Origin of the sequence: Actinoplanes hulinensis, assembly GCF_019429605.1 — a bacterium.
Taxonomy (GTDB): domain Bacteria; phylum Actinomycetota; class Actinomycetes; order Mycobacteriales; family Micromonosporaceae; genus Actinoplanes; species Actinoplanes campanulatus.
In genome coordinates this window covers 1-12,708 of the sequence record NZ_JAHXZI010000040.1, presented here as the reverse complement: position 1 = coordinate 12,708, position 12,708 = coordinate 1, and the positions used below count along the sequence as shown (strand labels likewise).

At 70.5% G+C, this 12,708-nt stretch carries 9 protein-coding genes; 6 read left to right on the top strand and 3 right to left on the bottom strand.

Annotated features, from left to right (window positions below):
* The first annotated feature begins 4 nt into the window (after positions 1–4).
* The 5 genes from KZ829_RS41515 to KZ829_RS41495 all read left to right on the top strand — a co-directional run bounded on the left by KZ829_RS41515 (position 5) and on the right by KZ829_RS41495 (position 8,412).
* The gene (locus tag KZ829_RS41515) at positions 5–1,492 is read left to right on the top strand and encodes an aldehyde dehydrogenase family protein (protein WP_220149332.1); all 1,488 of its coding nucleotides are present in this window, start codon (positions 5–7) and stop codon (positions 1,490–1,492) included.
* On the top strand, positions 1,489–2,118 hold the full coding sequence (gene eda / locus KZ829_RS41510) for a bifunctional 4-hydroxy-2-oxoglutarate aldolase/2-dehydro-3-deoxy-phosphogluconate aldolase (RefSeq protein ID WP_220149331.1): 630 nt from the start codon (positions 1,489–1,491) through the stop codon (positions 2,116–2,118). The genes KZ829_RS41515 and eda overlap by 4 nt, the downstream gene beginning before the upstream one ends.
* The gene (locus tag KZ829_RS41505; protein ID WP_308285887.1) at positions 2,115–3,212 is read left to right on the top strand and encodes a sugar kinase; all 1,098 of its coding nucleotides are present in this window, start codon (positions 2,115–2,117) and stop codon (positions 3,210–3,212) included. Before eda ends, KZ829_RS41505 begins: the two co-directional genes overlap by 4 nt.
* Positions 3,213–3,420: 208 nt before the next feature.
* Positions 3,421–7,665 carry a LamG-like jellyroll fold domain-containing protein gene (locus tag KZ829_RS41500; protein WP_220149330.1) on the top strand — a complete coding sequence of 1,415 codons (4,245 nt, stop codon included), beginning with the start codon at positions 3,421–3,423 and terminating at the stop codon, positions 7,663–7,665.
* 354 nt (positions 7,666–8,019) lie between these two features.
* Positions 8,020–8,412, top strand: a complete 393-nt coding sequence (locus KZ829_RS41495) for an STAS domain-containing protein (RefSeq protein WP_220149329.1) — start codon at positions 8,020–8,022, stop codon at positions 8,410–8,412.
* A 173-nt stretch (positions 8,413–8,585) separates the two neighbouring features.
* Here the strand turns inward: KZ829_RS41495 and KZ829_RS41490 are convergent, their stop codons facing one another.
* Both KZ829_RS41490 and KZ829_RS41480 read right to left on the bottom strand, forming a co-directional pair.
* A complete protein-coding gene (locus tag KZ829_RS41490) occupies positions 8,586–10,175 on the bottom strand; it encodes a cellulase family glycosylhydrolase (protein WP_246637129.1) in 1,590 nt (529 codons plus the stop codon).
* 195 nt (positions 10,176–10,370) lie between these two features.
* Positions 10,371–11,276 carry a LysR family transcriptional regulator gene (locus tag KZ829_RS41480; RefSeq protein ID WP_220149328.1) on the bottom strand — a complete coding sequence of 302 codons (906 nt, stop codon included), beginning with the start codon at positions 11,274–11,276 and terminating at the stop codon, positions 10,371–10,373.
* Between the two features lie 76 nt (positions 11,277–11,352).
* On the opposite strand from KZ829_RS41480, the gene KZ829_RS41475 reads away from it, so the two are divergent.
* A complete protein-coding gene (locus KZ829_RS41475; protein ID WP_220149327.1) occupies positions 11,353–12,108 on the top strand; it encodes a hypothetical protein in 756 nt (251 codons plus the stop codon).
* Positions 12,109–12,149: 41 nt separating this feature from the next.
* Here KZ829_RS41475 and KZ829_RS41470 read toward each other — a convergent pair whose 3' ends face one another.
* Entirely contained in the window at positions 12,150–12,521 is a 372-nt protein-coding gene (locus tag KZ829_RS41470) for an STAS domain-containing protein (RefSeq protein WP_220149326.1), read from the bottom strand.
* Positions 12,522–12,708: the final 187 nt, after the last annotated feature.

Below are 12,708 nucleotides of genomic sequence, written 5' to 3'. Positions count from 1 at the left end.
CATCATGAACACTCACCTGCTGCCCGCCGTCCGTTCGTTCCTGTCCTCGCCGAGGCGACTGCTCATCGACGGTGACTGGGTGGACGCCAAGGACGGCCGGACGTTCGCCACGGTCAACCCGTCGACCGAGGAGACGCTCGCCGAGGTCGCGTACGCGTCGAGCGTCGACGTGGACCGCGCCGTCGGGGCGGCCCGCGCCGCGTTCGAGCACGGTTCCCCGTGGTCGCGGATGACGCCGCGTGACCGCTCCCATCTGCTGTGGCGCATCGGCGACCTGATCGACGCCCACGCCGACGAGTTCGCCCAGTTGGAGGCGCTGGACAACGGCAAGCGGGTCGAGGCGGCCCGTGACGGTGACGTGGCGGTCGCCGCCGAGCTGTTCCGCTACTTCGCGGGCTGGGCGACCAAGATGGAGGGCACGTCCATCCCGATGTCGGTGCCGGGCCGTGAGTTCCACGCGTACACCCGCCGGGAGGCGATCGGTGTCGTGGCGGGCATCGTGCCGTGGAACTTCCCGCTGCTGATGGCCTGCTTCAAGATCGTTCCGGCGATCACGGCGGGCAACACGGTCGTCCTCAAACCGGCCGAGCAGACGCCGCTGACCGCGCTGCGCCTGGGTGAGCTGCTGCTGGAGGCGGGGCTGCCGGCCGGTGTCGTGAACATCCTGCCCGGCTTCGGTGACACCGGCGCCGCGCTGGTCGACCACCACGGCGTCGACAAGGTCGCCTTCACCGGCAGCACCGAGGTGGGCAAGAAGATCGCCGCCGGGGCCGCGGGCAACCTGAAGAAGGTCTCCCTCGAACTGGGCGGCAAGGCGCCGAACATCATCTTCAATGACGCCGACATCGAGGCGGCCATCGCCGGCGCGGTGCTGGGCGGCTACTTCAACGAGGGGCAGTGCTGTGTCAACGGCTCGCGTCTCTACGTCCAGCGTGGCGTCTTCGACCAGGTCGTCGAGGGGGTGGCGGCGGCCGCGGCGGCGATCCGGGTGGGCGACGGCTTCGACCCGGCCTCGCAGATGGGCCCGCTGGTCTCGAAGGAGCAGCACGAGAAGGTGCTGGGCTACATCCGCGGGGCGGTACGCGACGGCGCCGTCATCAACGCGGGCAGCGCCGACGCGGTCGGTGACCGTGGCTTCTTCGTACAGCCGACGTTGATCACCTCCGTCTCCGAGCGGATGGCCGTGCAGACCGACGAGATCTTCGGCCCGGTGGTGACCGCGGTTCCGTTCGACACCGAGGAGGAGGTCGTGGCGGCCGCGAACGACACCGTGTACGGGCTCGCCGCGGGCGTCTGGTCGAAGGACATCGGTACGGCGCACCGCGTCGGCGCCCGGTTGCGGGCCGGCACGGTGTGGCTCAACACGTGGCACGCCGACGACGTCACCCTGCCGCGTGGTGGTTTCAAGCAGTCCGGCTGGGGCCGTGAGCTGGGGTCGTTCGGTCTGGACGACTACACCGAGCTCAAGACCGTCATCGCCGAGCTGCGGTGAACGCCACCGACGTGTTGCGGGGGCACCGGGTGGTGCCGGTGGTCGTCCTGGAGGATCCCGACCGTGCCGGCGACCTCGGCGCCGCACTGGTCGCCGGCGGTCTGCCGGTCGCGGAGGCCACCTTCCGCACTCCGCGGGCGGCCGCGGTCCTGCAGCGGCTGGCCCGGCGCGGTGACCTGATCGTGGGGGCGGGCACGGTCATCACGGCCCGGCAGGTCGATCTCGCCCACCAGTCGGGCGCCCGGTTCGTGGTCTCGCCCGGTCTGAGCGCCGACGTGGTACGCCGGTGCCAGGATCTCGGCCTGCCGGTGATCCCCGGCGTCAGCACCGCCTCCGAGATCATGGCGGCGCTGGACCTCGGTGTCGACACGGTCAAGTTCTTCCCGGCCGAGGCGAGTGGGGGGCTGCCCACGGTCAAGGCCCTGTCCGCGGCGTTCCCCCAGGTCCGGTTCGTCCCGACCGGGGGGATCACCGAGCGGAACGCGCCGGACTACCTCGCCCATCCGGCGGTCGCCGCCGTCGGTGGGAGCTGGATGGTGGCGCCCGGCCTGCTCGCCGACGGGCGGTGGGACGAGGTCGCCGCCCGGTGTTCCGCCGTTCACGACCTCCAGGGGGCCGCACCGTGATCGAGATCCGTCCGGCAGCGGACTGCGAGTTCGACATCGTCGCGCTCGGTGAGGTGATGCTGCGGCTCGATCCGGGGGAGGGCCGGGTCCGTACCGCCCGCCGGTTCGAGGTGTGGGAGGGCGGCGGCGAGTACAACGTCGCCCGCGGGATGCGCAAGGTGTTCGGTCATCGGGCCGCGGTGGTGACCGCGCTCGCGGACAACGAGATCGGCCGTCTCGTCGAGAACCTCGTCATGCAGGGCGGCGTGGACACCTCTCTGATCCGCTGGGAGAGGTACGACGGTATCGGCCGTACCGTGCGCAACGGGCTCAACTTCACCGAGCGCGGCTTCGGGGTGCGCGGTGCGGTCGGGGTGTCCGACCGCGCCCACACGGCGATCGCCGGCGTGTCACCGGGCACGTTCGACTGGGACGACCTGTTCGGCCGGCGGGGTGTCCGATGGCTGCACACCGGCGGGATCTTCGCCGCGCTGTCGGAGGGTTCGGCGGCGGTGGCCGAGGAGGCGATGGCCGCCGCGCACCGTCACGGCACGGTCGTGTCCTTCGATCTCAACTACCGGCCCAGCCTGTGGGCCGGTATCGGTGGCACGCAGCGGGCGCGGGAGGTCAACACGAGGCTGGCCCGGCACGTCGACGTGATGATCGGCAACGAGGAGGACTTCACCGCGGCTCTGGGGTTCGACGTGGAGCATGTCGACGAGCATCTGCGGGCGCTGCCGGTCGGCAGTTTCGCGCGGATGGTCGACACGGTGGCGGGCCGGATGCCGTGGCTGTCGGTCGTGGCGACGACCCTGCGGACGGTCCACACGGCCGCCGACAACGACTGGCAGGCGATCGCCTGGTCACCGGAGACCGGCGTGCTGACCTCGGCCGCACGTGACCATCTCGGCGTCTTCGACCGGGTCGGTGGCGGCGACGGGTTCGCCTCCGGGCTGATCTACGGCCTGCTCGAGGGCGAGGACCTCCAGACCTGTCTGGAGCTGGGCGCCGCGCACGGCGCGCTCGCGATGACCACGCCGGGGGACACCTCGATGGCCACGCGCGAGGAGGTCCGGGCGCTGGCCGGCGGCGGTAACGCCCGCGTGCGCCGCTAACCGGGAAACCGATGGCAGAGGTGGGTTCCAGGAGCCCGCCTCTGCCTTCTATTTCAAAATCAAGTTCACATATGCGTACGGATGAAGCTCTTGTTTCATGGATATGGATAGGGTTCTTGACTGAATATCCATGAGCGTCTTAGGTTCAGCCCACTCATGGCGGTGGCCGTCCTCCCCGCCATATCTGCCGAACCTCAAGGGGATCCACATGAAAGTGCCCCGCTCCCGATTGTTCGCCATGCTCCTGGCCCTGCTTCTGACCGCCGGCTCGATGTCCCCGATGCCGGCCAGGGCGGCTGCCGTCGACGACGGACGGCTCAACGTCCTGCTGTTCTACAAGCCCAACTTCCACGCCTCGAACGTGCAGGCCCGTCAGGCCGTCCGTGACCTGGCCAGCCAGCTCGGCACCCAGTACAGCCAGCCGGTCGAGATCCAGGAGACCGACGACCCGGCCGCGTTCACCACGTCCAACCTGGCCGCCCGCGACACCGTGGTCTTCGCGCAGACCGGTGGGGTGCTGTTCAACGCGGCGCAGCGGTCCGCGCTCGAGGCCTACATCCGCGGTGGCGGCGGCTTCATGGGCCTGCACTACACCGGCTGGTCGGTCGGTGAGAGCGAGCACGACGTCAACCCGTTCTACGCCCGGCTGGTCGGCGCGGTCTCCGAGGGGCACCCGGAGAACCCCGGCGTCCGGCCCGGCCGTGCGGTGGTGCGCGACGCCGCCCACCCGCTCACCCAGGGCGTGCCGGCCACCATCACCCGCAACGACGAGTGGTACGACTGGGTGGTCAACCCGGCCCCCAACGTGCGCACCCTGATCGAGGCCGACGAGGCGTCGTACGGCGGTGGCCACCAGGGCACCTCGCACCCGATCACCTGGTGCCAGAAGATCGATTCCGGCCGGTCCTGGTACAGCGCGATGGGCCACGAGGGCACCGCCTACTCCGAGGCGTACATGCTCGCCCAGATGAAGAACGGCCTCGCCTACGCCGCCGGGCTGCTCGCCGCGGACTGCTCCCCGCCGGTGAAGGACCGCAGCGGCGCCTGGAGCGGTGTCACGCCGTGGCCGCTGGTGCCGATCAACATGTCGCTGACCTCCGACGGCAAGGTGCAGTCGTTCGGCAGCGTCGGCGGCTGGAGCAACGACACCACGCCGTACGACTGGGGCGGCAACGACTCGGTCACCCAGGGCGGCCAGATGGAGGTCGACATCTGGGATCCGGCCCAGCCCCGCAACCTGGCGAACCTGCGCTCCGGCATCCTCCTGAACACCACCTACACCGACCTGTTCTGCGCCATGCAGGTGCAGAACCCGCACGACCACTCCACGATGACGGTCGGCGGCGACGACGGCCTCGGCGGCAACAGCCCCAACGACGCCGCCATCGGTGTCACCAGCTACACCACCAACAACGGGCTGCAGAACAAGGCGCCGATGAACTACCCCCGGTGGTACCCGACCGGCACCACCATGCCCAACGGCGACATCGTCGTGCAGGGCGGCAGCCTTCGCGGCGGGACGGGCGGCCCCGGTGTGCACACCCCGGAGATCTACGCCCCGCAGTCGGGCTCGGGCTGGAAGACCCTCGACGGCGCCCGCAGCCCGGCGGCGTACGGCGACGGCGGATCCGACCACGCCGGCGCCGACGAGAACCGCTGGTGGTACCCCCGCGCCTTCGTGGCCCCGGGCAGCGGGACCCTGTTCACCATCAGCGGCACCCAGATGTCCGAGCTCAACCCGGCCGGCAACAACGGCACCGGACAGCTGGTGCTGCGCGGCACCCTGCCCGCCGCCATCGCCAACCAGGGCGCCAACGGCAACCCGGTCGGTGCGACGTCCACCGCCACGATGTACCGCCCCGGCAAGATCCTCCAGGTCGGCGGCGGCTGGTGGGGCAACGGCGGCGGCCCGGACGGCGCTCGCGCCGGCTTCACCGTCGACATCACCGGCGGCACGGCCGGCCCCGTCGTCACGGCGACCAAGCCGATGAAGTACCAGCGCCACTGGGCGACCTCGACGGTCCTGCCCGACGGGGACGTGCTCGTGACCGGCGGCGGCCGCGAGAACAACGGCAACGGCGGGTACGTCACGAACGCCGAGATCTGGGACCCGGACACCGGCAACTGGACCGAGGTGGCCGTGCCGTACGAGCACGCCCGCCTCTACCACTCCGCGGCCCTGCTGCTGCCCGACGGCCGCGTGATGATGGGCGGCGGCGGCACCCCCGGTCCGCGCAACTACACGGACGTGGAGTACTACTCCCCGGCGTACCTGTTCAACGGCGACCAGCCCGCCCCGCGCCCGGTGATCAACACCGCGCCCGCCAGGATCGGCTACAACGGCGGCTTCGACGTCACCGCGACCGGCACCGTCTCCCGGGTCACGCTGGTGCGCAACGGGTCGGTGACGCACGGCTTCAACAACGACCAGAACTTCCAGGACCTGGCGTTCAGCCAGTCCGGTGGCACGGTCACCGTCACCGCGCCGGCCAACGGCACGTACGCGCCCCCCGGTTCGTACATGCTGTTCGTCTGGGACGCCAACGGCACCCCGTCGGTCGCGAAGATCCTCCAGATCGACCCCGCGGTGAAGCTGACCCAGCTCAACCCCCGGGTCGTCGACCAGTTCGAATACCCGCGCCTGCCCGCCGAATGGCGTACCGCCAACCCGCCCGCCACCGTCGACGTCGCCCCGGGCAACACCCGGATGTCACCGTGGACGGTGGAGAGCCAGGTCCAGTTGGTCCGCGGCAACGTCACGGGTCAGGGCGGCCTCGGGCTCACCGGCTACCAGCTCGGGCTGGGCAACGCGGGCAGCGTCAGACGCACCCTCACCGACCTGACACCGGGAACCACGTACCGGGTCTCGCTGCGCTACGCCCGCGACAGCAGATCGACCGGGACCGCGGCGGCGACGGCCGCACTGACCGTCGGCACCCTCGACGCCACCCTCACCGCCACGACCAGCCTGCCCTCGACCGCCGCCTACGGCACCTACGCGGGCACCTTCACGGCCGCGACGAGCACACAGACGCTCACCCTGAAGGGCCCCGGAACCGGCGCCGGCCTCATGGTCGACGACCTGGTGGTCGTGGGCGACGACCCGCCGCCGCCGACCTCCGGCATCCCGGTCCGCTACGAGTTCGAAGAGGGCCAGGGCACCACCGCCGCCAACACCGGCACCGCCGGTGGGGTGGGAGCCGCCGTCCTGACCGGGACCACCGGCTGGTCCGCCAACGGTGTCATCGGCAAGGCGGTCAACCTGCCCGGCGGCAGCACCGCCAACGCGGTGGACCTGCCGGACAACCTGCTCCAGGGCGCGGCGAACTTCTCGACCGGGTTCTGGGTGCGCCCGGACACGAAGGCCAACTGGACCGGCCTGTTCCACATCGGTGACGGCCTCGGCTCCGCCGGAAGCTACTTCCAGATCCAGATGCAGACCCAGGCGGGCGGGAGCACCGGGCTCGCGGCCACCTTCAAGGCCAAGACCGGCCCCGAGGAAAGGGTCTACGCCAGCCCGGTCCGGGACGTGACCGCCGGCCAGTGGAACCACGTGGCCTTCACCCGCCAGGGGCCGGTCGGGACGCTCTACCTCAACGGCGAGGCCGTCGCGACCCGCACCGACCTGACGATCGACATGACCGCCATCGGCCCGACCGCCAACAACTGGCTGGGCCGCAACGGATACCCGGACGCCGCCTTCGACGGCCTGATCGACGACGTACGGGTGTACACGTCCACGTTGAGCACCGCCGACGTGGCCGCGATGTACAACGAGGGCGTCCCGGTGCGCTACACCTTCGACGAGGGCACGGGCACCTCCGCCGCCAACACGGGCACCAAGCCGGCGATCGGCGCGGCCGCCCTCCAGGGCGCCACGGGCTGGAACACGGCCGGCCGGACCGGCGGCGCGGTGTCGCTGCCGGGCGGCGCCGCGGCTTCGGGCAACCAGGTCCGGCTGCCCGACAACGTCGACGCCGGGCTCGACGAGCAGTTCAGCGTGTCGTTCTGGGCCCGCCCGGACACACTGCCGTCGTGGGTGCCGCTGGTGCAGATCGGCAGCAGCACGGACACGTTCTTCCTGTTGCAGTCGGCCACGAACGGCGCGACCACCGGGTTCGGGGCCACCTTCAAGGCGCCGGGGGTGGCCGCACAGGAGCGGCTGCTCCTCGGAGCGGGCCGGGACCTGCCGCTCAACCAGTGGACGCACGTGGTGTTCACCATGAGCGGCTCGACCGGAAGGATCTACTTCAACGGCACGCTCCAGGCGATCCGGAGCGACTTCCCCATCAATCTCGGTGACGTGGGCGTGGGCGGCAGCACCACGGCCAACTTCATCGGGGGTACGAGCTGGGGCGACGCCAGGTTCGACGGGCTGATCGACGACTTCCGGCTGTACGGCTACGAGCTCAGCGCCGAGCACGTGACACAGCTGTACTCCGGTCGCCGATGAGCTTGTAGGCGCCACGACGGATGCAGGCCCTGGGAACTTGTCCCGGGGCCTGCATCTGCTAGCTTGCCCACATAGGTTCTACCGCGCCGCCGGCGCCCGGTGCGTGGAAGCCGGCACGGTCTCGCCGCCCGGTGGAGACCCGTCCCGGCTCAACGGCACACCCGGGAAACTCCGGATGGCCTGGCCCGGCCCCGCGAGCCTGGCTCACCTTCGGCATGCCCTGGCCGGCGGAGATCACCCGTCAGACGGGTGATCGGCACCGTCACACATTTGTCATCCAAACGCCGGCATACCGCGGAACGAAGATGGGAATCTCGAACCCGACCATCCGCGCAAGTGTGGCGAGGAGTGAGCATGGGGGTTGTTCCGGTCATCGGCGAACACGACGGCGCCCGGATCACGGTGCGTGCCATGGCCGGCGCATCGGTGGTCCGGATCATCGGAGACCTCGACCTCGCGGTGGCGACCCGGTTGCGGACGGACCTGGAGTCGGCGATCGCCCGCTGCCCCTGGGTCATCGTGGACCTGCGCGGTATCGGGGCCGTCGACTCCCTCGGGCTCGGTGTGCTGCTCGCCGCCCGTGAATCGGCGCTCCGTCAGGCCGGTGACCTGTTGCTGGCGGCCGCGCCACCGTTCTTCCGGTCGGTCCTGCGTGCCGCCCGGATCGACGCGGTCTTCACGACCTTCGACACCGTGCCGCAGGCGGTCACACGGGCGCTGGCTCCGCGCGCCGCCGCCGGCCGCTGAACCCGCCGCGAACTTCGTGGTTCGCCTCTGCCTGCTGCGCGAACGGGTGCCGGCGCCCGAACCGGTACGCCGTCACCCGTCGCGTATCAAGACCCTTCTCATGGCCTCGGGTGAGAGTGTTCACCCGGGGCTTGGCGGTTCTGTCCCGGTCGTATGACGACGCTGTGACAGGTTCAGGCGCCCATGATGGCGTCGATGATGGTCTGCTGGGTCACGGTCGCGGAGTTGCGGTCGAACAGCGCGAACCCGTACTGGCCGTTGTGGCCGTTGTCCCAGTAGGCGGTCGCCGCACCGTACTTCTTGGCGGTGGCGACCAGGGTGCGCGCGTAGTCCGCCCGGTACCTGTTGTTGGTCGAGTCGAACGCCGTCTTGTCGATTGAGCCGTACTCGCCGACGAACACCGGGTAGCCCTTCACCACGAAGGCGTCGTACATCTTCTTCAGCTGTGCGTCCATGAAGTCCTGCTGGCCCCACGTCGACTTCTTCGCCGCATCGGTGGCCGCCGGGCCCCACTGCGTGATGGTGCCGCTCTCCGTACCGGTGAAGTCCCACGGGTCGTAGTAGTGCACGGAGATCATGATCCGCTGCTCGGCGCTGGGGATGGCGGCCGACCGGTACTGGTCGGTGGGCAGTGTGAAGCCGTAGTTGCCCGCGGTGTAGTCGATGTTGGTGTTCCAGCCCGGCACCAGCAGCCACCGCGACGTGTTGTTGCCGCCGGTCCTGCGGACGGTGTCCACGAAGGTCTGGTTGTAGGCGTTGATGTTGGAGTAGCAGGGCTGGGTCGGGTTGCCGTACTGCCCGTCGAAGTTCTCGTTCATCGACTCGAAGATCAGACGGCCGCTGTAGCTCTGGAACTTCGTCGCCACCTGCTGCCAGACCTTCTGGTACTTCTCCTTGATCGTCGTCTGGGAGGACGAGTCACAGATGAGCCAGGCGCCGTTGATGGTCTTGTAGCCGTCACCGTGCATATTGATCAATACGTACAGTCCACGGTCGTGGGCAAGGTTGACGACCTCCTGGATCCGGTTCAGCCAGGCGGAGTCGACGGTGTAGTTCGGTGCGGCCCCGATCTTGCCCAGGTAGGAGACGGGGATGCGGATCGTCTTGAACCCCGCCGCCTTCACACGGTCGATGAGGGCCGCCGTCACGACCGGGTTGCCCCAGGCCGTCTCGCTGGGGATGCCGTTGCTGTTGGCCTCCAACTGGTTGCCGAGGTTCCAGCCCTTGCCCATGTCCGCGACGAGCTGCGCGGCGTTGCCGGTGATCGGCCCGGTGCTGGTGCTCGGAGAGGCGCTCGGCGACGCGCTGGGCGAGGTGCTCGGTGACGTGGCCGGCGAGCTGCTCGGGGTGGTCACGCCTCCCGTGCAGGCCGTGCCGTTGAGGGTGAAGGCGCTGGGCACCGGATTGGTCCCGGTGAACGCGCCGTTGAAACCGAACGACGTGGCGCCGTTGGTGGCGACGGTCCCGTTGTAGGAGGCGTTGCGCACCGTCACCGCGGCTCCGGACTGGGTGAAGGACCCGTTCCACAGCTGTGTGATGGTCTGGCCCGCGCCGAAGGAGAACCCGAGGTTCCATTGCGTGATCGGGTCACCCAGGTTGGTGATCTTCACGTCGGCGCCGAAGCCGCCCTGCCACTGATTGGTCACCGTGTAGTCGACCTTGCAGCCGGCGGCGGCGCTCGCTTGCAGCGCCACCGCGACCGAACCGCCGACGGCGACCACGGCCATCGCGGCCGCGGACAGCACTTTTCGTGTTCGAGACATGGGGATGGTTCCTTCGGGGATATCGGGAGCGCTCCCATTGGGGGATGGGCGACCGCTCCGCTGAGCGACGGGGAATATGCATACTATGCCCGACGAAGCCGCCGGGGTATTCACCCACGTCGACCCCTCCGGGTGCGGCGGTCCACCCTGGAACGCGGTAATGACGTCGGCTGAGTGGTGGGACGGCGGGCCGGATCAGGGTCCGGCGATCGTGCCGGCGGCGTGGCGCAGCGCCTCGCGCACCGCGACGATCTCTGGAGCCGCCGCCGCGCTGCCGCGGGTGGCGGTGAAGATGGTGCGCTGCAGGCGCTCCTCGGCGACCGGATGGCCGGCGATCTGCGGTAGCGCCGCGGTCAGCAGCGCGGGCAGCAGGGCGACGGCGCGGCCGGACGCCACCAGCGCACCGAGAACCAGACCGTCGTCACTGCGATGCTCGATGCGGGGCTCGTAGCCGGCGAGCCGGTTGCAGACATTGCGGAGTACGGCGTCGAGCCCGGTGCCCGGATGGCCGGTCGCCCAGGCCGACCGCTCACATTCGGCGAGCGACATGACGTCCCCGCCCACCGGCCGCCCCCGGCCGGTGGTCAACAGGACGTCCTCACGCATGAGGTCACGGCGGTCGAGGTCACGCTGACGGGCCACGGGCACCGGGTCGTACTCGATACCGACGACCAGATCGACCGTACGGCCACGCAGGTCGTCGAGGGCGGGTGCGGTCTCCCGCTGGTGGACCTCGACCAGCAGGCCGGGCGCGGTGACGGCGAGCCGGTCCAGGGTCGCCGGCAGCAGCGCCAGCGCCGGGGTCTGCACGATCGTCATCCGCAGCCGCCCGCTCGGGGCGTCGCCGAGGTTCGCCAACTCGGCGCGGACCGCTTCGTCGGCGGCGAGCGCCTCGGCGGCGTGGCCGGCGAGCCGGCGTCCGGCCGGGGTCAACTCGACCGTACGCCCGACCCGGCGCAGCAGTTTGACACCAGCCTCGGTCTCCAGCTGGGCCAGCTGCACGGAGACGCTCGACGGGCTGAACGACAGCGCCTCGGCCACGGCGGCGACCGTGCCGAGCCGGGCCAGGGCGTCCAGGAGACGCAACCGTCGCAGTTCCATCGTTCGGATTCTCCCACGGTTGATGTTCGGAAACCGGAACTGGATCCGAACGATCGCGCCGCTGATGCTGGAGGACGTGCTGATACCTCTCCTGCTCGCCCCCGCCGTGATGGCCGCCGCCACCCTGATGGAACGACGTCTCGGCCCGTCCGCCGCCGGTTGGGCCGGGGCGCTGCCGGTCGCGTTCGCGGTCGCCGTGATCGCTGTCGCGGCCGACGCCGGCCCGGCCACGGCCGCGGCGATGGCGTTCAGCGCCGCCGTCCACGTTCCCGCACAGGTCGCCCTCGGTACGGTCTTCGCGCACGTGCTGCATCGGCACGGTCTGCTGCGTGGCGCCGTTGCGGGCGCGTTCACGTACCTCGCCGTCGCCCTGATCGTCGAGCGGGTCCCGCCCATGCTCGCGGTGATCGTCGCGGTGGTCGTGTTGTGGTGGGGCCCGCGGGCGATGCCGTCGGTGCCGCTGCGCCCGGCGTCGGACCGGCACTGGTCCGTCACGGTGCTGACCTGCGCGGGCGCGGCGGCGATCGTGGCCGCCGCGGTGCTGAGCAGCCGGCTTGCCGGGCCGGGCCTCGCCGGAGCGGTCGCGGCGTTCCCGACGATGTGCACCATGCTGACCGTGGTCGCGGTGACCCGCGACGGCGCTGCGGCGGGCGTGCACACGCTTGCCGGGCTGGTGCGCAGCCTGCCCTGCTACCTCGCCTTCTGCTTCACGGTCGCCTTCGCCGCCCCGGCTGCCGGGCTCGCCTCGGTCGGCCTCGGCCTGGTGGCGTGCCTCGCCGCGGCCGCCCTGACCTGGCGGCGTGTTCCCCTCGTCCTGCAGCCGGCGGCCTGAGCGGCGTCCTGGAGCGGCTCCCGATCCTGGACGCGCGTGGATCAGGACGGCGCGCGGCTGCGGTCTCCCTGCTGACCGTCCGGGTCCAGCGGGGGCAGCCCGAAGACCTCGGCCAGCCCGGTGACCTGGATGGCCTTGAGCACCGGCGGCGACGGGTTCACCAAGGTCACGGCGACACCGGCTCCGGCGGCGGCGTTACGGACGCTGACCAGGGCGCCCAGCGCGTACGAGTCGATCAGGCTCACCTCGGAGACGTCGATTCGCAGGAGCCGGTACGCGGCCGCCTGCGCGGCCGCCGTCAGGTCGTCGCGGACGTCGTCGGCGTACGCGAGGTCCAGTTCCCCGGATAGTGCGGCACGCAGGGTGACGCCGTCGTCGCTGGTCTCGTACGTGATCACAGTGCTGGCGGACATGCCACGACCGTAACGGTGATCGTGCCGGCGCGCCTGTTGGCCGTATTCGTAAACCCGGCGTTCTCGTGGTCGATCCTCCGTGGCGAGTCGTTCGCCCCGGGGTCTGTTTGGCCGCAACCGGGTGGCACCGGTTCGGGCACTTGGCACGCAACTGCCGCCCTGGAATCTCTTTCCCATGCCCGGCCGA

Bases quoted from the DNA above. Each gene is read 5' to 3' on its own strand.
- KZ829_RS41515 (WP_220149332.1), top strand. From the start codon at position 5: ATGAACACTCACCTGCTGCCCGCCGTCCGTTCGTTCCTGTCCTCGCCG.
- KZ829_RS41500 (WP_220149330.1), top strand. From the start codon at position 3,421: ATGAAAGTGCCCCGCTCCCGATTGTTCGCCATGCTCCTGGCCCTGCTT.
- KZ829_RS41495 (WP_220149329.1), top strand. From the start codon at position 8,020: ATGGGGGTTGTTCCGGTCATCGGCGAACACGACGGCGCCCGGATCACG.
- KZ829_RS41490 (WP_246637129.1), bottom strand. From the start codon at position 10,175: ATGTCTCGAACACGAAAAGTGCTGTCCGCGGCCGCGATGGCCGTGGTC.
- KZ829_RS41480 (WP_220149328.1), bottom strand. From the start codon at position 11,276: ATGGAACTGCGACGGTTGCGTCTCCTGGACGCCCTGGCCCGGCTCGGC.
- KZ829_RS41470 (WP_220149326.1), bottom strand. From the start codon at position 12,521: ATGTCCGCCAGCACTGTGATCACGTACGAGACCAGCGACGACGGCGTC.